This window comes from Deltaproteobacteria bacterium IMCC39524, from assembly GCA_029667085.1.
Classification (GTDB): Bacteria; Desulfobacterota; Desulfuromonadia; order Desulfuromonadales; family BM103; genus M0040.
Genome location: JARUHJ010000002.1, coordinates 287,776 through 309,624, shown reverse-complemented (window position 1 = coordinate 309,624; position 21,849 = coordinate 287,776). Strand labels below are relative to the sequence as shown.

The following is a 21,849-nucleotide window of genomic DNA, read 5'->3' as shown; positions in this document are numbered from 1 at the left end:
GAAGCCAGAAAGCATCACTTTTATTCATATATTTGTCAAGTACGCAACTAAAGTTTAGTGAGCTTCGCGCCAGTTGTGCCCGTGCCCGACCTCTACCAGAAGAGGCACGCTGACATCAACCGCGCCTTCCATTTCTTCGGTGACGAGAGCCGTAATCTTTTCCAGCTCACCGACGGGCACATCAAAAACCAGTTCATCGTGAACCTGGAGCAGCATACGCGTTTTGTAGCCTTCTTCGGCAATGCGATGAGCGATACGCACCATAGCAACCTTGATGATGTCGGCGGCTGAGCCCTGCACCGGGTAGTTGATCGCGTTACGCTCGGCATAGCCGCGTACTGCACCATTCTTGCTGTTGATCTCCGGAATTGCACAGCGCCGTCCTAGCAAAGTTGTCACGTACATCTTTTCGCGTGCTTGCGCGATGCAGGAGTCCATGAACGTTCTGATACCGGGATAACGTTCAAAATAAGTGTCGATAAAGGTCTGAGCTTCGCGGCGACTGATACCGAGCTGCTTGGCGAGACCGAAGGCGCTCATCCCGTAGATTACGCCGAAGTTGATCGCCTTGGCTTGACGGCGTTGCTCGTCGGTGACCATTTCCGGGAAGAGGCCGAGAACCTCGCTGGCTGTACGACGGTGGATATCTTCGCCGCGGGCAAAGGCCTCTTTGAGTGCCGGCTCATCAGCCATGTGGGCCAGGATTCGCAGCTCGACCTGTGAATAGTCGGCAGCGAGCAAAAGGCAATCTTCAGAAGGGATAAAACCTTCCCGGATACGCCGGCCTTCTTCTGTCCGAATCGGGATATTCTGCAAGTTGGGGTCACTTGAAGAGAGCCTGCCCGTGGCAGTCACCGCCTGGTTGAAGCTACTGTGAATACGCCCGGTGTCTGGATGAATCAGCTTTGGCAAGGCATCGGTATAGGTCCCCTTCAACTTGGACAGGGAACGATAATCAAGGATTTTCGCGGCGATCTCATGTTCCTCGGCCAGCTTGCTTAACACCTCGACATCGGTCGACCAGCCGGTCTTGGTTTTCTTGCCCTTTGCCAAGCCGAGGCGTTCAAAAAGAACTTCACCAAGCTGTTTTGGTGAGCCGATGTTAAAAGTAGTCCCCGCCAAGCCATGAATCTCGATTTCGAGTGCAGCAAGCTTCTTCTCCATGTCTGCCGAAAGCCCATTCAACAGTTCAGCATCAATACGAATCCCAGTCTGCTCCATCTTGACCAGGATCGGCAGCAGTGCCATCTCAACATCATCAAAAAGCTCCTGCTGCCCCTTCTCGGCAATCATCGGCAGAAGTTTTTCGTAGAGCCGTAAAGTGATGTCGGCATCTTCTGCAGCGTAGACCGTTGCCTTTTCGACCTCTACTTCATCGAAACAGATCTTCTTCTTGCCGCTACCGGCAACTTCGCTGTAAGGGATGGTGCGATAATCAAGCAGCTCAGTAGCAAGGCTGTCCATGCCATGGGACTGAGCCGCTGGATTGGCTAGGTAGCTGGCCAGCATGGTGTCGAAGAGGGGTTCCGTCACTGCGACCCCTACACGCCCCATCACCAGGATATCGTACTTCAGATTCTGGCCGATCTTTAAATGCTCGGCAGAGCCCAGCAGCGGGCCAACGGCCGCAAGCACCTTATCGAGAGGCAGCTGCTCCGGCACGCCAAGATAACGGTGACTGACCGGCACATACCACGCCTCCCCCGCAGTCACTGCGAAAGAGAGCCCGACCAGATCGACTCGCAACGGATCCAAACCGGTGGTCTCGGTATCAAACGCAAAACGCTCCGACGCCTCCAGAGCAGCAACCATCTCCGCCAGAGCCCCTTCATTTAAAACGGCCCGGTAGCTAGCCTCCTTGGCACTGGCACGTGAGTCATCAGAGAATTCCTGCAATAACTTGCTGAATTCACACTCTTTAAAGAGTTCGGTCAAGGCCTTCCGGTTTGGTTCTGCCATGACAAAGGCGTCATCATCGACATCCAGATCGAGATCAGTAATCAGAGTCACCAACTGCTTCGACAGACGGGCCTGGTCGGAAAAATTCTCCAGGTTTTCCCGACGCTTGCCTTTCAGCTGATCAAGACTGGCCAAGAGTGTCTCGACATCGCCGAATTCATCGATCAGAGCTTTCGCCGTTTTCTCACCGATCCCTGGAACGCCGGGAACATTATCAGAACTGTCTCCCGCCAGAGCCTGCACTTCCACAACCTTATCGGCACCACCGAAGCGCTCAAAGACTTCTGCCGGACCGGAGACCTGGTCCTTCATGGTATCGAGCAGACAGACATGATCACTGACGATCTGCATCAAGTCCTTATCACCGGTTACAACGGTCACCTCTATTCCCTTGGCAGCGAACTTGCTAGCCAGAGTCGCGATGATATCGTCTGCCTCGTAGCCGGCCTTTTCGATTCCAGGTATATTAAAGGCCTCAACCACCCGCTTGATATACGGAATCTGCGGCACCAGGTCTTCCGGCATCGCCGAGCGGTTCGCCTTGTATTCCGGGTAAAGATCCTTGCGGAAGGTCGGCCCCTTGCTGTCATAGATCACAGCCAGCTGATCAGGTTGTGATTCTCGAATCACCTTGAGCAGCATATTGGTGAAACCGTAGATAGCGTTGGTCGCCATCCCCTGTGAATTGGAGAGGTGACGAATCGCGTAATAGGCGCGGTAGATATAACTTGAGCCATCAATCAGAAAAAGCCGCTTGGGCTGTTTTGGCATGAGGTCGGTCTCCATAGAGTTAAAAGTGTCGGCCATTATTTCACAAGATTGCATGGAGACAAAGAAGAAGAAATGACAGCAGCAATGACCGTTCACAAACAAACGAATCAAACCAGCACTTTCTCCCTGGCCCGAGGTTGACAATACTCTCTGGAATGATTAGCTTTCCAGAGAAGAGATTAGTAGAAAACGGTGACCACGGAGCACACGAAGAGCACAGAGGCCCCCCTCGCATCTCGATTATTTCCTTCGAGTTCTTCGTGTGCTCCGTGGTTATTACTGCTCAAGATTTTGATTATCAGAAGAATCTTTCACATAGGAGTTTCCTGAATGCCCGAAAATGACCAATTTGACGATCCCGTATCCGATTTCGAAATCGATCACGACCAGATGACCGAGCTTATCGAAGAACACGTCAAAGAAGGAGAGCTGGTCGTTGCGTCAGAAATCTTGCCCACCGCCCTGCCGATTATTCCACTGCGCCCACGCCCGGCGTTTCCCGGCATCATGATTCCGCTGGTTCTCAACGGGCAGGCCCAGGTGGCGGCTATGCACCAGGCGATGGAGCACCAGGTACAGACCATTGGCCTGGTCATGGTCCGAGATCTAGATAAAGAGGACGACATCGAGAACCTCCATAAGGTCGGTGTTGCCGCCAAGATCGTCAAGGTCTTGCACAGCGAAAAGAACTCGGCTCATATCCTGGTCAACAGCCTCGAGAGATTCGAAATAGAAGATATTCACGAAAAGGGCATCGCTCTCTTCGCCCGGGTTCGCTATCACTTTGCTACGGAACTGTCCGGGAATGCTGAGCTGCGGGCATACTCGATGGCGATCCTCTCCACCTTAAAGGAACTCGTCCAGATCAACCCACTATACAGCGAAGAGATCAAGCTCTTTCTCAACCGTTCAAGCATGGACGATCCGGGCCGGCTGGCAGACTTCGCAGCCAACCTGACCAGCGCCGATGGGCAGGAGCTGCAGGAGATTCTGGCCACCATCGATGTCCGCAAACGTATCGATAAGGTCCTGGTGCTTTTGAAGAAAGAGCTCGAAGTCTCCCGGCTGCAGACCAAGATCTCCAAGCAGATCGAAGATAAAGTGTCTGCCCAGCAACGTGAGTTCTTCCTGCGCGAACAGCTTAAGGCGATCAAGAATGAGCTGGGGCTGGAAAAAGAAGGCAAGGACACGGAAATTGAAAAATTCCAGGAACGCCTCAAAAAGCTGACGCTGAACGAGGAAGCAGAGCGCGCTGTTGAAGATGAGATGGAGAAGCTTCAACTGATCGAACCCTCCTCTCCCGAATATAACGTCAGTCGAAACTATCTTGACTGGTTAACGATCCTCCCCTGGGGCGTCTACAGCAAGGACTCTTACAATATTGACAAGGCCAGAAAAGTTCTTGCCCGTGATCATTACGGCCTTGAAGATGTCAAGGAACGAATTCTGGAGTTCATTGCCGTTGGCAAGATGAAAGGCGACATCGCCGGCTCCATCCTCTGCCTGGTGGGGCCTCCCGGAGTCGGAAAAACCTCCATTGGTCATAGCATTGCCGGTGCCCTGGGGCGCGAGTTTTTTCGCTTCTCATTGGGCGGCATGCGTGATGAGGCTGAGATCAAAGGTCATCGCAGAACCTACATCGGCGCCATGCCAGGAAAATTCATTCAGGCGATGAAGACAGTCGGCACCTCCAACCCGGTCATCATGCTTGATGAGATCGACAAAATCGGAGCTTCATTTCAGGGCGACCCGGCCTCGGCCCTACTCGAAGTCCTTGATCCGGAGCAGAACGGATCGTTCCGCGATCACTATATGGACGTCCCCTTTGATCTCTCCAACGTGCTATTCATCGCAACGGCCAATCAACTCGACACTATCCCGCGGCCTTTGCTCGACCGTATGGAAATGATTCGGCTCTCCGGCTACATCCTCGAGGAGAAGCTCCAGATCGCCAAACGCTACCTGATACCCAAAGCACTGAAAAGCCACGGTCTGAAAAAGGGCCAGGTGACGATCCAGAAGACCGCGCTCAGACAGATTATCGATGGCTACGCCCGTGAATCGGGGGTCCGTAACCTCGAGAAACAAATCAAGAAGATCATGCGCCGCTCAGCCATGGCTTTCGCAGAAGACGAGTCACTGGAAAAAGTGTCTATCACCAGACAAGACCTTGAAAGCTATCTCGAGAAGCCGGTCTTTACCGCCGATGAAATCTTTGAAGGCATCCCCGGCGTCGTCACCGGGCTGGCCTGGACCAGCCTCGGTGGCGCAACCCTGCAGATCGAAGCCACGGCGATGCGCGCCAAGGCCAAGGGCTTCAAACAGACCGGCCAACTCGGCGAGGTCATGGTGGAGAGCTCAGAGATCGCCTACTCCTATGTTATGGCTCACATGGATGATTATTGTTGTGATGCGGATTTCTTCGATCAGCACTTCATCCACCTTCACGTCCCGGCCGGTGCCACGCCGAAAGACGGCCCATCGGCCGGCGTTACCATGGCCACAGCGCTGGTGTCGATGATCACGGGCAAAAGGGTTAAAAAGAAACTCGGCATGACTGGAGAACTTACCCTCACCGGTCGCGTTCTGCCCATCGGCGGGCTCAAGGAAAAAGCCATCGCCGCAAGACGCGCCGGGCTGAAGGTCCTGATCTTTCCGGAAGGCAACCGCAACGACTTTGAAGATTTACCCGATTACCTCAAAGAGGGGCTAGAAGTCCACTTTGTCAAAACTTTCAATGACGTCTACAAAATTGTTTTTTAATTTTCAGCAGAGTGAAGAGACAGCTAAAAAGGGGCGCCCTGATCAAGGGTGCCCCTTTTGGTTTTATCAGGGTCACGTGTTCCACTCGACTTAGCAACTTGTTGTTACCTTCCACTTGATTAAAACCCTATAAACATACATCGCATTGCATGATGTTAACTTTCCGTTATTATTAATTTAATCCTTAATTAGGGAGTATCAATTCATGGAGTCTCTCATTTCATTTAGCGATGGCCTTTTTAGTGGCGATTTTCTTGAAAGCAAAATCTTTTACACGATTCTGGCCCTTGTGGTTTTCTGGCTGTTCCGTCGTATCAGCCTCATTGTTTTGCTGCGTGGCCGCGACGTTCAGGTACAGTACCGCATCCGGAAAAGTGTCGCTTACATCACCTACCCCCTTGCCTTTCTGGTGATTGGCCGCATCTGGTTTGCCGGCTTTCAGGCAGTGTCAACTTATCTTGGCTTGCTCTCCGCAGGTTTGGCCATTGCCCTGCAGACTCCATTGGTCAATCTCGCCGGGTGGGCCTTCATCCTCTGGCGACAGCCTTTCAAGGTTGGCGACCGAGTCCAGCTTGGCGACCATCGTGGAGATGTCATTGACCAACGTATCTTTATGTTCAGCCTGATGGAGATTGGCAACTGGGTTGACTCCGACCAGAGCACCGGACGCGTTATCCACATCCCAAATGGCAAGATTTTCAATGAAGTTCTGGCCAATTACAGCCAAGGGTTCCAGTACATCTGGAATGAAATACCGGTTCTGGTCACTTTTGAAAGTGACTGGCGCAAGGCAAAGCAGATCCTTGATGAGATAGCCCATCAACATGGCGATTCACTCAGCGACTCTGCCGCACGCAGACTAAGAGAAGCCGCAAAAAAGTTCATGATTTTCTATAAAAAGCTGACGCCGGTGGTTTACACAACAGTGAAGGACTGCGGTGTCATGCTGACGATCCGCTATCTCTGCGACCCCCGTAAACGTCGAGGCTCAGAAGAAGAGCTTTGGGAGAACATCCTTGATGCTTTTGCCGTGCACGACGACATCGACTTTGCCTATCCCACCCAGCGCTTCTACACCAATATGTCTGAGGGTAAACCTGGAACTCGCCCTGAAGCTGTCTACAAGACCGACTCACCAGAGTGAAACTGGAAGTGAACGGACTTGCGATGCAGGAACCTCACAGATTGAAATCGGCGGTCTTTTCTGGTAAGTTCGCGCCCATGTAAAATCAAGGAACGTGACTTCGTCCGTCCCGACACGCTCTAAGGAGAATGATAATGCGCGTACTATCCGGCATCCAGCCTTCCGGCTCCCTTCACCTCGGCAATTATTTCGGCATGATGTCGAAAATGATCGCCCACCAGGAAGAGGCTGAACTTTTCTGTTTTATCGCCAACTACCATGCCCAGACTTCGGTCAGTGACGGCAAACAACTTGCCAAGGGCACTCTCGAAGCGGCCGCCAACTTTCTCGCTCTCGGCATGGATCCGGAAAAGAGCACCTTCTGGGTGCAGTCTGATGTTCCGGAGGTTCAGGAACTGGCATGGATTCTTTCCAACTTCACTCCTATGGGGCTTTTGGAACGCTGCCACAGCTACAAGGATAAAATCGTCAAGGGAATCGCGGCCAACCATGGCCTCTTTGCCTACCCAGTCTTAATGACTGCCGACATCTTGCTCTTTCAGAGCGAGACGGTCCCAGTCGGAAAAGACCAGAAGCAGCATGTTGAAGTGGCCCGCGACATCGCCATCAAGTTCAACAACGAGTACGGTGAGATCTTCACCCTGCCACAACCTGAGATTGACGATGATGTCGCCACCGTACCTGGTCTTGATGGACAGAAAATGAGTAAGAGTTACGGCAACACCATCGATCTCTTTGCAGAAGATAAAGCGCTGCGCAAACAGATCATGCGCATCGTCACAGCTCCCATCCCGGTCGAAGACCCAAAAGATCCTGATGCCTGTAACGTCTATAAAATCTTCCGTCTTTTCCTCGACAAGGAGCAAGACGAGGCATTGCGCCAGCGCTACCAGGCTGGGAATCTCGGCTTCGGCGACGTAAAGCAAGAGCTCTTTGAAACAGTGCGAGACTATTTTGCCCCTCAGACTGAGTATCGCAAGGAGTTGCTGGCCAACCCGGACGGGGTTCGTGAGATTCTTGCTAAAGGTGCGGATAAGGCGAGATATGCGGCGAGCAGGACGTTGCGGAAGGTTAGGAAGAAAACTGGTTTGATCTACTAAAAAAGCAAATATCCAGAACATTAAAGCGCATCAGAGGGTTAATGTGTTGTGCTTTTTTCTTATGCAAAAAGAAAGTCAAAACCGGCGGTTCGCGTACCGCCGAACGCCATACTTTTGTCCGGCAACAAAAGTAAGCAAAAGTGCCGTCTCCTAGCGGAGGGCATATTCTTTTGCCAGGTTCCTGAACTTTCTACTTACAGAAGTTGTTTCATTCCGGCCCGTTTCAGGGGGCCTAACAGTCGTGTTTCTAGCTGGGGTTGGCATAAGCAACAGATGGTCTTCGTCTTGTCGCTGTCATAGAGGTCCACAAGGGCCTCGGGGCGATCGGGGGAAGTGTAAAAAACTACAAATTAACACCTCTGATTTTTGCCGCCAGCATCCATCGAGTAAAACATGCCCAGCGCAGCGCAGCCATTTTCTGCATACTCTTTTGGGGCTTCAAAAGAGTATGGCGTCGGACGGGACGCGACCCGTCGGTTTTGCTTTGTTTCTAAAGCGCTACAAAAGCAACGAAAAAGCGCAACAGATTAACCCGCTGTTGCGCTTTTATGTTTTCTGAACAGCTGAAACAGTTAATCAAGCAGATCAACAATTTCCGGCGCCATACCCACATAACTTCCTGGAGTCATCTCAAGCAGACGTTGCTTGTCATCTTCAGCCAACTCCAACCCTTCGATAAAGACACGAATCGTTTCAGCAGTAATCTTCTGCCCACGAGTCAGCTCCTTGAGTTTTTCATAGGGCTTCTCAATTCCAGCCTTACGCATCACCGTCTGAATCGGTTCAGCCATCACTTCCCAGGCATTATCCAGGTCAATCGCCAAATTCTGTTCATTGAGCTTGAGTTTGCTCAAACCCTTGATGGTCGAGTGGTAGGCAATCATGCTGTAGCCAAAACCGACGCCCATGTTGCGAATCACCGTCGAGTCGGTCAGGTCACGCTGCAGGCGAGAAATTGGCAGTTTAGCCGAGAGATGACCGAATATGGCGTTAGCCAATCCGCAATTGCCTTCAGAGTTTTCGAAATCAATCGGATTGACCTTGTGCGGCATGGTCGAGGAACCGACTTCACCGGCGATGGTTTTCTGACCGAAGTAGGCCATGGAGATATAGGTCCAGATATCACGATTCAGGTCGACGAGAATGGTATTCCACCGAGACAGGGCATCAAAAAGTTCAGCCATGTAGTCGTGAGGCTCGATCTGGGTCGTAAAGAGGTTCTGAGTCAGGCCAAGTTCACCTTCGATCACCTTTTTACTTAAAGCGACCCAATCGACATCCGGGTAAGCAGAAAGATGAGCATTAAAATTTCCAACCGCTCCGTTGAGCTTGCCGAGGATCTCCACGACGGCAATGCTTGCACCCTGCTTGCGCAGGCGAGCGACAAAGACTGCCAACTCCTTACCGATAGTGGTCGGCGAAGCGGTCTGCCCATGGGTACGGGCCAGCATTGGCACTGCCTTGAAGTCCTTGGCCAGAGAGATCAGTACACTGGTGATGCGTTCCTGTAACGGCTCAAGAACCTGAAGACCGTCCTTAAGCATCATGGCGTGCGACAGGTTGTTGATATCCTCCGAGGTACAGGCGAAGTGCAGGAACTCTGACAGTCCTTCCAAAGACGTTCCCGTGATCTGCTCCTTGAGGTAATACTCGACCGCCTTGACATCATGATTGGTCACCTTCTCGATCGCTTTGACCTTCTCGGCTTCCTCAGGGTTAAACCTGGTCATGATAGAGCGCAGAAACTGCTCTTCCTCAATCGTCAGTGCACGACACTCGGCGATTTTCGGCTCGGCACAGAGCGCCAGCAACCACAGAACCTCAACCTTCACTCTGTTACGAACCAACGCGTACTCGGAAAAACAGTCGCTCAATTCTTCTACTTTTGAAGCATACCGCCCATCAATCGGGCTGATCGCTGTAATCATGACAAAACTCCTGAAAAATAATGTGTTGAGAATCTCGGAATATAGCTCTCTCGGCTTGCTGGCGCAAGACCATTAGATTCCTTACTGCCGATTGCTGAAAATGATAAGGAGAAAAGCTCTGAAGAGAATGTGGCCTGAAGCTCTGTTGCATCTCACTGATTCCCTGCCATACTGGAGGTCTAATGTTGACAAAGCCAACCAGGGAGGTCGTGATGACCAACTACCGGAAGTGGTACTGCAGTTGCAGAGGCAAACCGTTGGAGCTCAGCACAGTGGAAACGCTCGAAGATGAGCCGGTGGAAGCGATTTGCCAACGTTGCGGAGCCTCCCCCTCATCGGACCCAAAACACACCATCTCTTACAAGGACGTTGAAACCTGGGATGACTGAACGAGTCTAACGGGTCAACTCACGGGTAAAGAGAACAAAAGCCATCGAAGGCCTCTTGCTGGCTTCACGAATGACGAACTGAATGCCGTCAAACTGCCAGCCCTCAGCTGTGCGTTCGTTCAGTACTTCTTCAATCGATTCATCCGTTACCACGGCTAACTCTACAACTTTATATTCGATCATACCTGGATCCATTTGCCTTTAACCTGACTCCTCATTTAAAGCCCCTTTTCATCGACGTTATAACGCGCCCCGGCGGCAGGGTAAAGAACTCTCTTCAATACGTCCGCGACCATATAGATGACCTTTTAACCTATCAGTTAAAACATCTTTCTATCCCCACGATCGGTTATTTTTTCACAAAAGTTAAATCTCCTGCTATTCCGTATACTTTATGCTTATAAGCCCTTTAATTAGCTGATTTACTGAAAATTTTCTGTTGACTTCTTTTTAGAACGACGTATCATGTCGCAAAATTTACCACCCCATGATGTGGTTGTTTTTCACGAATAAGTACCTTAAAAAGTGCTCACAAAACAGGGATCGCCCAGTTTTAAGGCCCTTTTGAGCTATCAATTCCGTGCGTTATAACGGATTTTATTTAATATGCGGGCCATCACGACAGGTGTTTCCGCAATTTATTGTTTCACATTTATCACATAACATTTCTGGCGTAAAAAAAACACTGAGAGAAAAGGAGTCACATCTATGGGACACGGACCAGCAGTAAAACTCGGCAAGGACAACGCTGCCGCGTACAAGAGCAAGATCGGCATCTCGATGTTCATCGTCTACACCCTGACCTACTTCGGCTTTGTTGTCATCAACGCGGTTAACCCGGGTCTGATGGAAAAAGTCTACTTTGGTCAGACTCTGGCGGTACTCTACGGCTTCTTCCTGATCATCTTCGCTTTGGTGCTCGCTGTCATCTACAACCACTTCTGTACAGCCGCTGAAGCGCGCCTGAATTAATAGGGGAGAACTCAGACCATGATATATACACAATCACCTCTGGCCATCGGCCTGTTTGTCTTTTTTGTTCTTTTTGTTCTCGGGCTCTCTTTCTACCTGGCCCGCCGCACCTCTTCTGCTGACGGCTACTACGCAGCAGGCGGCAACATTCACTGGTTCACCAACGGTATCGCTTTTGCCGGCGACTACCTCTCGGCAGCATCCTTTCTCGGCATTTGCGGCATGATCGCAACTGCCGGTTTCGACGGCTGGATGTACTCCATCGGTTACCTCGCAGGCTGGATGGTTGCTCTCTTCCTGGTCGCAGAGCCAATGAAACGCCTCGGCAAGTACACCTTCACCGACGCTCTCGACTCCAAGTTCAACTCCAAGTCGATTCAGCTGATGGCGGCCATTTCGACTCTGGCTGTTTCTGTCTTCTACCTGATCCCACAGATGGTTGGTGCCGGCGTTCTGGTTCAGCCTCTGCTCGGCATGCCGCACTGGGTTGGTGTCTGCATCGTTGGTGTGGTTGTTACCATCATCGTCGCAACCGCCGGTATGGCTTCGACCACTTACGTTCAGTTCTTCAAAGGCGCGCTGCTCCTGATCTGCTCCACTATCGTTGTTATCAGCGTCCTGACCCGTGGCCTTGGTACGGACCCTAACCAGGGCGACACCAAGGAATACCACAAGTTCCAAACGCTCAATGCCGTTGTTACTGACGGTAGCCTCCAGGTTGCTGGCTACGATGTCGTTGCCGGCCTTGATTCTGAGTTCGGCCAGGCAGGTTTCGTCAAGCTCTCTCAGGACGGATCAGAAACAGTATGGCATCTCAAAGAAGCCGCCACTGGCTATGAGCTGGTTGAAGCCCTCTTCGTTACAAAAATGGCTGATGGTACCAAGCTGTTCAATGGTGCACCTAAGGAAGACGGCAAGTTCTTCGCTGTCGGTCACATCAAGGAAATCACCGTCGACGGCAAAGAGATTGCTCAGACTGGAGCCGTTGGTCCTCTTGAGTTCCTGAACCGCTTCAAAGACAGCACTGTCGTCCTCTGGGGCAAGAAGTACGTCAAAGTTGGCGACACCACGACCACCATCTACTACCAGAAGCCGACTCCAGGCAGCCGTATCCTGCGTCCAGGACTGAAGTTCAAAGTTGACAATGCCAGCGGCCTCGACAAATTCAACTTCATCTCACTGATGATCGCGCTCTTCTGCGGTACCGCGGCCCTGCCACACATCCTGATTCGTTACTACACTGTACCGAGCCAGGCGGCAGCCCGTAAGTCGACGATCGTCGCTATCGCAGCGATCGGCTTCTTCTACGTATTGACTCTCTATCTTGGTCTGGGTGCTATGACCAACGGCGTCATCAACATCACCGACAACAACATGTCGGCACCGCTGCTGGCCCTTTCCTTCGGAGTCATACTCTTCTCGGTCATCTCATCACTGGCCTTCGCAACAGTACTCGGGACAGTTTCGGGTCTGATCGTCGCCTCAGCCGGAGCCGTTGCCCACGACTTGATGGATAACTTCCTCGGCATGAACATGACGGATGCGGGCAAGGTCAAAGCAGGCAAGATCTCTGCGATGGTCATTGGTGGCATCGCCATCTACCTCGGCATCATTTTCGAAGGCATGAACGTCTCCTTCCTGGTCGGTTGGGCCTTCGCCGTTGCGGCTTCGGCTAACCTGCCTGCGATCCTGATGATTCTGTTCTGGAAGAAGGCGACCGCCCAGGGTGTTGCAGCATCGATCTTTATCGGTCTGACTTCTTCTCTCGGTCTGATCCTGGTTTCTCCTGACATGTGGGTCCGTTACGGTCTGTTGCCTCAAGATGCTCCCGTTGCTTTCAACAGCCCGGCAGCCATCTCCATCCCGGCCAGTGTTCTTACTCTGATCATCGTTTCCCTGATGACTCAAAAGAAGGGCGCCATGGTCGAGGAAGGGGCTGAAGCCTGATCCTTGCAAGAAAAGCTTCAACCTGCTAAATAGAGAGAGGGGCTGCCCCGGCAGCCCCTCTCTTTTCTTTTTTTAAATCTTTTACTTTCTCAACGGATATCTTCATGCGTCGTTTTCGCTACACTTTGATTGCCGTCTGCCTGGTCTTATTATTTCTGGGCGTAACTGACCTGAACCTCTGGTTTAACAATCAAGACCCGCAACCGGTCAGTATTGAAACACTGGAACAGATCGGCGCACCGGGTGAATGGCTGGATGTTAAAGCGGGCTATCAGGATCTTGACCGCGCGATCTCTACTTCCGGCTCTCTGGAGATGGAAGCGCTGCTGGTGCCGCTTGTTGCTCATCCCGACCAGGAGCAGATTCATGTCATGGTTGAAACTCGAAACCCGCACCAATTGAAGCTCTTTCAGGACTATCACTTCTTTACTGATACGCTTCCTGAGAAGAGAGAATTCCGCCGCGTACACGGCGCTGAATTTAAAGGCCAAAGGGACATTACCGGTATGCTGGTCGCGGGCCTGATTGCCCGGGGAAATCGACAGAAACTGATCGATCTGGCAAAAGAGACCGACCTGAACATTGCCGACGATGTGATTTTGTTAAGTGAGGGCAAGGAACCAGACAAGTGGCGCGGCTTGTTCTTTACGGTGATTGGTTTACTCGGTCTGTTTAAGGTTTTGACCCACAAAAAAACAGTCACTCCTGTACCCGGGCAGGCGGATCAAAACCCTGAGTAGAAACGCATGCTTCTGCTGGTCAGACTGCCCTTGCCGTAACTAGACATCATCGCGGGTTAAACTGCCGTCAACCAACCTCCAAAGATTATGCTCGTTTTTGTTCTTCAGTGGTTCAGGAAGCATTGCCTGGGGAAAATTCTGATAACAGACCGGGCGCAAAAAACGCTTGATCGCAGCCGTACCGACTGAGGTGGAGCGACTGTCCGTTGTTGCCGGATAAGGTCCTCCGTGGTTCATTGAATCACATACTTCAACGCCGGTCGGGAAGCCACCCACAAGAACCCTGCCGACCCTGCGCTCGAGCACCCTAAAGAGCTCTGCGTAATCTTCCAACTCTAGATCCCGGCCGTGAACGGTCGCAGTCAATTGGCCCTGAAGATTTTGAGCGGCAGTCATCATCTCTTCTTTTGAATCACACCCGACGACCACGGCAGAGGGGCCAAACACCTCTTCACCGATCCCCGTGTTTTCAAAGAAAACCTTGGCATCGGTTTGCAGCAGGACAGCACTGACGAAACAACCTGTCTCCTGAGAAGTGTCTCCTTCTCTTACGACGCCATGAATGTCCTTCAATCGTTCGATACCCTGCTCAAATTTGTCCTTGATCCCCCTATGCAACATAAGACCTGGAGGCTTTTTCGCCAGCAGTTCTGCTGCTTTCTGGACAAAGTTCTCCAGAGCGGGTCCCTTAATAGCAAACAAGAGCCCCGGAGAGGTGCAGAATTGTCCGGCACCGAGGGTCACCGACTCCACAAAATCCTTGACCAAACTGTCACTATGCTTCTGCAATGCCTGAGGCAACAGAAAAACGGGGTTAACACTGCCCATCTCAGCATAAACAGGAATCGGCTCCGGACGCGATGCAGCCAGATCGAAAAGGGCTCGACCGCCGGCAAGTGAGCCGGTAAAGGCCACAGCCTTGACATGAGAATGCTGGACCAGTACTGCTCCGAGATCGAGGCTACGGCCCTGAATCAGGCTGAAAGTCCCTTCCGGCATCGCACACTTCATGACAGCACTCCTGATAGCCCGCCCGGCTAATTCGGAGGTGCCCGGGTGAGCAGGATGGCCTTTAACCACAACCGGACACCCGGCGGCCAACGCTGCGGCCGTATCACCACCGGCGACGGAAAAGGCAAGCGGGAAGTTGCTGGCACCGAAGACCGCTACCGGGCCCAAGGCGATAAGAATCTGACGAATGTCTGGTTTGGGAACAGGTAATCGATCGGGGAAGGCACGATCGATACGCGCCTCCACATAAGAGCCCTCTTTGACCAACTGGGCAAAAAGTTTCAACTGATTGACAGTCCGGCCAAGTTCACCGACAAGGCGTTCCTCAGGGAGACCGGTTTCCTGCATGGCGCGATCGACCAGGACTCTTTCAATGGTCAACAGCTCTGTCGCGATGGTCTCGAGAAATTCTCCGCGCTTTCTATTGTCTGTGGCCCTGTAAGTGTCAAAATCTTTTTCAGCCAAAGCCGCCGCTCGATCCACATCTTGAGAGGTTCCTTCATAAAAGAGTGGCTCCAGAGCCGCTCCCGTTTCAGGGTTAACCGCCTGGAAGGTCTGATCTCCCGGGGACGCGTAGCTTGAACCAATCAGCTGCTTTCCAGTCAGGCACATAGGATGTTTTCTCTCAATCTATCAGGTTATGCGTTCAGCAACCCTTCAAGCTCCGGCTCAAAGATCTCCCAGACCCGTTTCTCAAGCTTTTCAATAAATTCAGGGCTGGTGATGTTAGGCAACTTTATGTTCTGGTTCGGATTCTCAAACACCTCGGCCGGCAGGCAGAACTCGGCTTTGGTGTACCCCTGACGTAACTCAAGAGCCAGGCCGCGCAGAAAAGCGCGACGAACTGCAGCACGGATATTATCGACACTGACGTCCAGATCAAATTCACTCTTCAGACAATCGACCACCATCTGTGTACCGATGCCCTTGGCAATGTCGAAGAATTTACACAGGCCGATCATATCAAAGCCGACAATGTGCAGTTTATCTTCGGTGATCCCTTTCACCCAGGAGTCAAGATCCGACTTGCCCTCACGGGTCAGCAGACCGTAGGTCCCCATCGACATGTGCCCTCCGGCGATCGCCCAGGCGTAACCGGGATTGGTTTCGGGTTGGTACGCTGCGATCTCCAGGCCTTTAACATGATAAGCGTAGCTGGTTTCGTTGAGACTTTGCGACAGGCGCATGGAACCCTGGCCGATCTCCGGCAGCGCCCCCTCTCCGGCCTGAATGATCAACTCGCGAATCTTTTCATAATCACCAAAGGTCGCGCCGTTGAGAATCGTTGCCTGCGGATGCCTTTCGTTGTAGGACAATACGTAAGAGATGGTCACGCCAAGAGAAATGGCATCCATGCCGTAATTGTCACCTAGCTGGATCAGTCGAGCAGCCTGACCGGCATCGTGAACACCGACATTGGTACTGAGCAGGTTGAGCGGCTCATAGTCAAACTTGGCCAAAAACCCGCCCTTGCTGCCATCGGCATTCTTCTCGGAAACATTGTTGTGACAGGTTATGCCACAGCGATAGCAGGCCTGCGACTTGATGTCGTACTCTTTTTCAACATTTTCACGGAACAACTTCTCCGGAAGCGCATTTCCTTGTGGACGGAAATTATTGACCGGCACCGCGTGGAATTCCTGCAGAACATCGTAGGCAGCCCAGGTCCCGCCGCCGCCGCCACGACTTATCGGCTGAATCCGGGCCGACCCTCCCCCCTTAACAACGTTGACATTAACTTTTTTAACCGCATCGGTTAAGGGTTTCAGCTTATCGTTGCTTTGAGCCACCAGGGCCAGGATGTTCTTATAACCCATCAGGCTGCCCATGCCACCGCGCCCGGCGAATCGACACTTGTCCTCCTGCTCTTTGAGCTGGTTCTCTGTGGAAAGAGCGATAGCGCCCATATAGTTGTTCTGCCAGTTTTCCCCAGCTTGGCCAATAGCAGCAAAGTGGGCGTCAGGATAATCTTTCTGCAGAGCCATGATTTTGTCATGGGTTGAAAGACCAATTAAATGTCCGGCAGGCTTCAATTCAACAGACGGCCCAGCTTCGGTCTCCTTAATCACAACATAGACCGGCTGTTCCGAACGGTTTTCGAAAATCAGTTCATCGAGACCGGTCCATTTGAACTTTGCGCCGAACTTACCGCTACCGGTCGACCAAATTGCAGCAGGAAGCCCCACCTTAGAGCCTTTGATCGGACTGTAACCGGAGAAGTAAGTACGCAAACCGGTCATGGCACTACTGCCGGTCAGCAGACCGGTATTGACGATTAAAGGGTTCTCGTCGCAGTAAGCAGTCTCAATCTTTCGTTCAGCAAGGTCTTGAAAGGAACGGCCAAAGCCGCCGAGCACATCTTCCAGGTTGCGGCAGGGGAGCTCTTCCATCTGCTGACACCCTGTCCTCAAGTCTATGGTACAACGCTGATACAGGACACCGGACGGTTCTGCCGAAGGGTCTGTTGTCAAAAGCTTCATCAGGCTCTCTCCTTAGTACATTGGACAAAGCCGGAGGTGATTGCAAAAAAGCCGTAGGAACAGGACTTCTTAACCACCATCCAGCAACGGAAGTAGCGACAGAGTATCACCATCCTCGAGGACATCCTGCTCCCCGGCATGGAGACCATTGATGAGAATAATGCCAAGAACATTTTTAGGTAACTGGAGATGGTCAATAACCTCCACAACCTTAATACCGGAAGGGTATTCCTGAACATTTTTTTTGAATCTTCCGACACAAAATGCGCCAACGAGCTTAACGGTGATTTTCATTTTCTTAACTCATGAATGACCGACAAAATGATAAGTATACTGCATCGCTAGAAAAATTCCTCCTCCGTATTATTCAATATCAACGGCTTTGTTCTTTACGATCTGCTGCAAAACCAATCCCGCCACAATCAAAACTAACCCATAAAAAGTCGACGGCAAAATCTCTTCGCCAACAAGAAAATGAATCATGAGTAGAGAGAAAAAAGGTAACATGAAAACGATACTACTGATCTTCGCTGTACTGGCACTGTATTTAAGCGCCTGCAACCAGAGCACAAAAGATATTCCCATCTCGAAACAGCCGACATAGACCGCCCCGAGGAAGCCTGTCAGATCGGGCCTCTGCATTTCGGTAAAAACTAGGCAATAAACCAGGGTCAGTGGCAGTGCACAGAGGAAGTTCATAAAGAGGCCTGCCAGAGGTGGTCTACTGTCCCTGACATTGAAAATCCAGTAGAGCGCCCAGACAATCGTGCTCCCCAAGGCCAGAGCCACCCCAAGGGGATCGGAAAAATTCATCCCAAACGGATCGCCGTGGGTTGAAATCACCACAACACCACAAAAGCTGACCAGAATCGCAAGCATCTCACGGAAAGAAAGCTTCTGTTTGAGTAATGGTACGGCGAGAATTGAGAGCGTGATCGCCCAGATGCTGTTAAGTGGTTGAGCTTCCTGGGCGGGGATCAGATCGTAGGCTTTTAACAGAATCAGGTAATAAAGGAAGGGGTTTAGTATTCCCAAAGCCGCTGAACGCAGTAGCTCCTGACGGTTCTTCGGCAAGGCCATCCCCAGCTCGCGGCGGCACAGCAAGATAACTCCAAGCAGCAAGACAGAAGTCAGGTTGGCGTATAACAACAGGTGTGCAGGCGACAATGTCCGCAGGGAAATCTTGAACGCTGAAGCGACCGTTGACCAGATTAAAACCGTGATGATTGCGTAGAGATAGGCCTTGCGTTGATTGACCATGCGGTCAACCTCCAAATTCCGCCGGGACTTCCGGGGTCGCGCGTCCCCCCAGAGTGAGGACCGCCAAACCGGAGAAAATCAGGGATATCCCAACAAAGGAAACCGGGTTCAGTTGTTCGCCCAGGACCAACAGGCCCAAAAGACCTGCGGTCAAGGGCTCTGCCAGGGTCAAGGTCACCGCAGTCGCAACCGGAACTCGCTGCAAGCCACGGGCAAACAGCCAATAGGCCAGAGCGGCCGTTACCAGGCCAAGGTGAAGAATGACAGCAATACTACGAGGGGCCGCCAACCAGGCCATTTCACGGCCGATTAGCAGAGGAGCAAGGAACAGGGCACCAATACAGAAGACAACCGCGATAACAGCATTCGCGTCGTGTTTTTCTAACAAACCCTTGATCACCAGAGTATAGGCTGCATAGGCAACACCGGCACCGATAGCGAGGGCGACACCCATCAGATCAATAACAACATCACCACCGCTGCTAAGGGTTAAAACGACGCAACCGATAATCGCGAGAGTCGTTGCGACAAACCAACTCCTTCCAGGTCGCTCCCCCCTGAAGAAATAACCAAGCATACCACCAGCAACCGGTGCACTACCGATACCTACAATAGTCCCAACGGCAACTCCGGTTTTAGCGACACCGGCAAAAAAGAAGGCTTGATAAAGCGCAGTAAACAGGGCCGCGGAAAGCGTTGCCTTGAGGGGCCAGCTTTTCAGCTGTGGCATGCCACTGGTCAGTAGCACAATCAACAGCATCGAGGCGCCACCGATCGCCAGACGCAAGGTTCCAATAACCATCGGATCGAAACCGGCAGGAGCGAAAGCCTGCGAGGTTCCTGTGGTTCCCCAGAGCATGGCGGCCATCAGAACCAGCCAGACCCCGGAGCGTGAACTATCTTGAGACATCAGAACTCCCTGTGAGAAAATATCAGGTGATCACTTGTTCGTTTCGCCCCTGGACACCGGCGCAGGGCCAGCACAGGTAAAGAAGAGCCAGAAGGCGACCAAGCAGGTAAGCAAGTGCAGCAGACGTCACTCCAGGCAGCGCTGAGTATAGTACAAGCGCTGCCAGAATTGAAAAAATTCCCACAGCCTCAAGAGCCGTTGCCAATGTCACAGGAAGCGTTCTTCCGGCATCAATCAAAATAGCGCGCTGATAACCGATAGCAACAGTCAAGGCCGGGAAGAGCGCCATGATCTGTAACGGCGGTATTGCCAACGACACCAACTCCGCGGAGAGCCCGGAAAGAGTTGCAAACCAGACCACATTCAGTGGAGTAAAGGCGATCAAGGACAACCCTCCGCCTAGAGCTATTGCGAGATAGATGGCAAACTTTCTGACCACCAAGCGATTCTGCTGACCATCCTTCAAAGTGGCGATAGCCACCTCTGGATAAGATAATCCGAGCGCACGAAACAGGAATGTCAGAGCATAAAGCACCGGCATGATCGCCAATGACTCAAGCGGCTTATAACTGTGACCGAGAAAAAAAGTCACCACAGGATGAACGCTCAGGCCGATCAACGGGGTCATGGCCAGGGGCAGATAGAAACGACTCAAGGCGGCGTAGGATGACATGACAACCGCATCACCTGTTTCCTTCAGTGATGTTGTAATCGCACGACGGGCCAGCCAACGGGTCGCCAAGGCTTCGGCGACCACGCCGGCACTTAACGAACAAGCGCCCAAGCTGGCACCAGGCAAAAAACTTAGAGACCAGAGAAGGTATGCCGTTAAAGACATACTAATAAGTCTGACGGCAGTGCCGACAGCGACCCTCCCCGGTTGGTGGTGGGCGATCAGTACACCCTGGTAAAATCGACGCATACCGATCGCCGCCGGCCACGGCAGAAGTAACCATAAAGCCTGATTCACATGAGTGGCTATAGCGGTGGACAAACCAAGAAGAGTGGTCGTTAAAGGGTTAAAAACAGAAGGGACAAGCAACAGCAGTAGAAACAACGTAACCAGGCTACACAATGCCACAGAGAATGAACGCAAGCGCAGGTAATCGCTGCGACCTCTGGCCAACCGCGTTGAGGCACTCAAAAGCATAATCACCGGTGCTTCCGTGATCAAGCCGAAGGCATAAGCAACCCCGTAGGCCGCCAGGTTCGTGGCACTCTCCCCCATGCGGGCGATAATCGCCGCCAGGTAAGGCCCTTCGATCGCCATCATCAACCAGGTCACGGCAAGCGGCCACCAGAGGCGGTATATGGTTTTAAGTGTTGCTTGTTGAGTCATATCAGGGAACTGTCCCAGTTTTTCACGGGGCTGTCCCCGGCTTTTAAATTACAGCGTCACGCGATAAGGGACAGCCCCCGTTTGGGAACAGTCCCTATGAAGAGGTTATACGAAAAGGAGGATGCCAACAAGTGGCATCCTCCTTCGAATCATACTAATCATTCCAGCCTTCAGACAGATTTTGACTTCATGCCGAGCATCTGTCTCAAAGCATGCTGAGCGATGCTCGGATTCTCCTTGAGACGGCGTCTGGAATAGGGCAGCCATGATTTTCCGTATGGAACATATATCCGCAGTTTATGCCCCCGTTTAACCAGAAGGTCCCGCAACTCGGGGTCAACGCCAAGCAGCATCTGGAACTCGTATTCCTCACGTGTCAGCCCAAACTCCCTGATCAGTTGCTCCGATTCGAAAACCAGCTTTTCATCATGAGTGGCGATACCAACGTAGGCCTTTTTCTCAAACATTTTTTCAAGGCATTTCACAAAGCTGCGATTGATGATCGCCATATCCTTGTAAGCGACCTCACGTGGCTCGTTATAAATCCCCTTACAGAGCCTGAAGTTAAGCAGGCCGTCACTCAAATCCTCGATGTCATCAATCGTACGGCGCAGGTAAGACTGAACGACTACGCCAACATGTCCCGGGAACTCCTCCCGGAGAGTCCGGAAGAACTCAAGGGTATCGTCAGTGCATGAGTGGTCTTCCATGTCGATACGAACAAAATTGTTCAGGCTCGCTGCGAGGGCGACGATCTCGCGAATATTTTCAAAGGCGAAAGTTTTGTCGAGTTCCAGCCCCAGCTGGGTCGGTTTGAGCGACAGGTTGGCATCGAGGTCTTCCTTGTCGATTCCATTGAGAATATCCAGACACTGCTGCTTGAAGAAATTGGCTTCTTCTTTGGTCTTGATGAACTCGCCGAGGATATCGATGGTTGCGACCATGCCTTTGCCATTCAACTCTTTCGTGGTTCTGACTGCCGCAGAAAGATCATCTCCGGCAATATAACCCCTGGCAAAAAAGCCAACGATCGGCCCCGGCACGTGCATGATGGTTTTTGAAACAAGGAAGTTAAACAGGGACATAGCGTCCTCCAACTCAATGACTGGTTATTGGGGGCAGTTCAGCTGCCCCCG

Annotated in this window: 17 protein-coding genes; 7 read left to right on the top strand and 10 right to left on the bottom strand. The window is 51.9% G+C overall.

Annotated elements, in window-relative coordinates; all coding sequences use genetic code 11:
* Positions 1 to 54 precede the first annotated feature (54 nt).
* Positions 55 to 2,730, bottom strand: a complete 2,676-nt coding sequence (gene polA / locus P9J64_07055; protein MDG5468080.1) for a DNA polymerase I — start codon at positions 2,728 to 2,730, stop codon at positions 55 to 57.
* Between the two features lie 390 nt (positions 2,731 to 3,120).
* On the opposite strand from polA, the gene lon reads away from it, so the two are divergent.
* The 3 genes from lon to trpS all read left to right on the top strand — a co-directional run bounded on the left by lon (position 3,121) and on the right by trpS (position 7,737).
* Positions 3,121 to 5,493, top strand: coding sequence for an endopeptidase La (gene lon, locus P9J64_07050; protein MDG5468079.1), 2,373 nt, complete (start codon positions 3,121 to 3,123; stop codon positions 5,491 to 5,493).
* Between the two features lie 205 nt (positions 5,494 to 5,698).
* Positions 5,699 to 6,637 (top strand): mechanosensitive ion channel family protein, encoded by a 939-nt coding sequence (locus tag P9J64_07045; protein ID MDG5468078.1) that lies wholly within the window; start codon positions 5,699 to 5,701, stop codon positions 6,635 to 6,637.
* A 134-nt stretch (positions 6,638 to 6,771) separates the two neighbouring features.
* Positions 6,772 to 7,737 (top strand): tryptophan--tRNA ligase, encoded by a 966-nt coding sequence (trpS, locus tag P9J64_07040; protein MDG5468077.1) that lies wholly within the window; start codon positions 6,772 to 6,774, stop codon positions 7,735 to 7,737.
* Between the two features lie 572 nt (positions 7,738 to 8,309).
* Here the strand turns inward: trpS and purB are convergent.
* Positions 8,310 to 9,665: an adenylosuccinate lyase gene (purB, locus tag P9J64_07035; protein MDG5468076.1), complete on the bottom strand. Its 1,356-nt coding sequence runs from the start codon at positions 9,663 to 9,665 to the stop codon at positions 8,310 to 8,312.
* A gap of 182 nt (positions 9,666 to 9,847) precedes the next feature.
* Here purB and P9J64_07030 point away from each other — a divergent pair, with 182 nt between their 5' ends.
* A complete protein-coding gene (locus P9J64_07030) occupies positions 9,848 to 10,054 on the top strand; it encodes a hypothetical protein (protein MDG5468075.1) in 207 nt (68 codons plus the stop codon).
* Between the two features lie 6 nt (positions 10,055 to 10,060).
* On the opposite strand, the gene P9J64_07025 is transcribed toward P9J64_07030, so the two are convergent.
* On the bottom strand, positions 10,061 to 10,237 hold the full coding sequence (locus tag P9J64_07025; protein ID MDG5468074.1) for a DUF4177 domain-containing protein: 177 nt from the start codon (positions 10,235 to 10,237) through the stop codon (positions 10,061 to 10,063).
* A gap of 525 nt (positions 10,238 to 10,762) precedes the next feature.
* Here P9J64_07025 and P9J64_07020 point away from each other — a divergent pair.
* The 3 genes from P9J64_07020 (at position 10,763) to P9J64_07010 (ending at position 13,713) form a co-directional block, all read left to right on the top strand.
* Positions 10,763 to 11,026 (top strand): DUF485 domain-containing protein, encoded by a 264-nt coding sequence (locus P9J64_07020; GenBank protein ID MDG5468073.1) that lies wholly within the window; start codon positions 10,763 to 10,765, stop codon positions 11,024 to 11,026.
* Positions 11,027 to 11,044: 18 nt separating this feature from the next.
* A complete protein-coding gene (locus P9J64_07015; protein ID MDG5468072.1) occupies positions 11,045 to 12,973 on the top strand; it encodes a cation acetate symporter in 1,929 nt (642 codons plus the stop codon).
* Positions 12,974 to 13,077: 104 nt separating this feature from the next.
* Positions 13,078 to 13,713 carry a hypothetical protein gene (locus P9J64_07010; protein ID MDG5468071.1) on the top strand — a complete coding sequence of 212 codons (636 nt, stop codon included), beginning with the start codon at positions 13,078 to 13,080 and terminating at the stop codon, positions 13,711 to 13,713.
* A gap of 39 nt (positions 13,714 to 13,752) precedes the next feature.
* On the opposite strand, the gene P9J64_07005 is transcribed toward P9J64_07010, so the two are convergent.
* The 7 genes from P9J64_07005 to P9J64_06975 form a co-directional block, all read right to left on the bottom strand.
* Entirely contained in the window at positions 13,753 to 15,336 is a 1,584-nt protein-coding gene (locus tag P9J64_07005) for an aldehyde dehydrogenase (NADP(+)) (protein ID MDG5468070.1), read from the bottom strand.
* Between the two features lie 26 nt (positions 15,337 to 15,362).
* Positions 15,363 to 17,204, bottom strand: a complete 1,842-nt coding sequence (locus P9J64_07000) for an aldehyde ferredoxin oxidoreductase C-terminal domain-containing protein (protein ID MDG5468069.1) — start codon at positions 17,202 to 17,204, stop codon at positions 15,363 to 15,365.
* A gap of 69 nt (positions 17,205 to 17,273) precedes the next feature.
* Positions 17,274 to 17,498: a MoaD/ThiS family protein gene (locus tag P9J64_06995; GenBank protein MDG5468068.1), complete on the bottom strand. Its 225-nt coding sequence runs from the start codon at positions 17,496 to 17,498 to the stop codon at positions 17,274 to 17,276.
* Between the two features lie 69 nt (positions 17,499 to 17,567).
* A complete protein-coding gene (locus P9J64_06990; protein ID MDG5468067.1) occupies positions 17,568 to 18,464 on the bottom strand; it encodes a DMT family transporter in 897 nt (298 codons plus the stop codon).
* A gap of 4 nt (positions 18,465 to 18,468) precedes the next feature.
* Complete coding sequence (locus P9J64_06985; GenBank protein ID MDG5468066.1) at positions 18,469 to 19,374, bottom strand: EamA family transporter; 906 nt, start codon at positions 19,372 to 19,374, stop codon at positions 18,469 to 18,471.
* A gap of 22 nt (positions 19,375 to 19,396) precedes the next feature.
* Complete coding sequence (locus tag P9J64_06980) at positions 19,397 to 20,713, bottom strand: hypothetical protein (protein ID MDG5468065.1); 1,317 nt, start codon at positions 20,711 to 20,713, stop codon at positions 19,397 to 19,399.
* A gap of 170 nt (positions 20,714 to 20,883) precedes the next feature.
* The gene (locus tag P9J64_06975) at positions 20,884 to 21,798 is read right to left on the bottom strand and encodes a proline dehydrogenase family protein (protein MDG5468064.1); all 915 of its coding nucleotides are present in this window, start codon (positions 21,796 to 21,798) and stop codon (positions 20,884 to 20,886) included.
* Positions 21,799 to 21,849 lie beyond the last annotated feature (51 nt).

What these genes read in the sequence shown, in the direction of transcription:
- polA (MDG5468080.1), bottom strand. Translation starts at nt 2,730, where the DNA reads ATGCCAAAACAGCCCAAGCGGCTTTTTCTGATTGATGGCTCAAGTTAT.
- lon (MDG5468079.1), top strand. Translation starts at nt 3,121, where the DNA reads ATGACCGAGCTTATCGAAGAACACGTCAAAGAAGGAGAGCTGGTCGTT.
- P9J64_07045 (MDG5468078.1), top strand. Translation starts at nt 5,699, where the DNA reads ATGGAGTCTCTCATTTCATTTAGCGATGGCCTTTTTAGTGGCGATTTT.
- trpS (MDG5468077.1), top strand. Translation starts at nt 6,772, where the DNA reads ATGCGCGTACTATCCGGCATCCAGCCTTCCGGCTCCCTTCACCTCGGC.
- purB (MDG5468076.1), bottom strand. Translation starts at nt 9,665, where the DNA reads ATGATTACAGCGATCAGCCCGATTGATGGGCGGTATGCTTCAAAAGTA.
- P9J64_07030 (MDG5468075.1), top strand. Translation starts at nt 9,848, where the DNA reads ATGTTGACAAAGCCAACCAGGGAGGTCGTGATGACCAACTACCGGAAG.
- P9J64_07025 (MDG5468074.1), bottom strand. Translation starts at nt 10,237, where the DNA reads ATGATCGAATATAAAGTTGTAGAGTTAGCCGTGGTAACGGATGAATCG.
- P9J64_07020 (MDG5468073.1), top strand. Translation starts at nt 10,763, where the DNA reads ATGGGACACGGACCAGCAGTAAAACTCGGCAAGGACAACGCTGCCGCG.
- P9J64_07015 (MDG5468072.1), top strand. Translation starts at nt 11,045, where the DNA reads ATGATATATACACAATCACCTCTGGCCATCGGCCTGTTTGTCTTTTTT.
- P9J64_07010 (MDG5468071.1), top strand. Translation starts at nt 13,078, where the DNA reads ATGCGTCGTTTTCGCTACACTTTGATTGCCGTCTGCCTGGTCTTATTA.
- P9J64_07005 (MDG5468070.1), bottom strand. Translation starts at nt 15,336, where the DNA reads ATGTGCCTGACTGGAAAGCAGCTGATTGGTTCAAGCTACGCGTCCCCG.
- P9J64_07000 (MDG5468069.1), bottom strand. Translation starts at nt 17,204, where the DNA reads ATGAAGCTTTTGACAACAGACCCTTCGGCAGAACCGTCCGGTGTCCTG.
- P9J64_06995 (MDG5468068.1), bottom strand. Translation starts at nt 17,498, where the DNA reads ATGAAAATCACCGTTAAGCTCGTTGGCGCATTTTGTGTCGGAAGATTC.
- P9J64_06990 (MDG5468067.1), bottom strand. Translation starts at nt 18,464, where the DNA reads ATGGTCAATCAACGCAAGGCCTATCTCTACGCAATCATCACGGTTTTA.
- P9J64_06985 (MDG5468066.1), bottom strand. Translation starts at nt 19,374, where the DNA reads ATGTCTCAAGATAGTTCACGCTCCGGGGTCTGGCTGGTTCTGATGGCC.
- P9J64_06980 (MDG5468065.1), bottom strand. Translation starts at nt 20,713, where the DNA reads ATGACTCAACAAGCAACACTTAAAACCATATACCGCCTCTGGTGGCCG.
- P9J64_06975 (MDG5468064.1), bottom strand. Translation starts at nt 21,798, where the DNA reads ATGTCCCTGTTTAACTTCCTTGTTTCAAAAACCATCATGCACGTGCCG.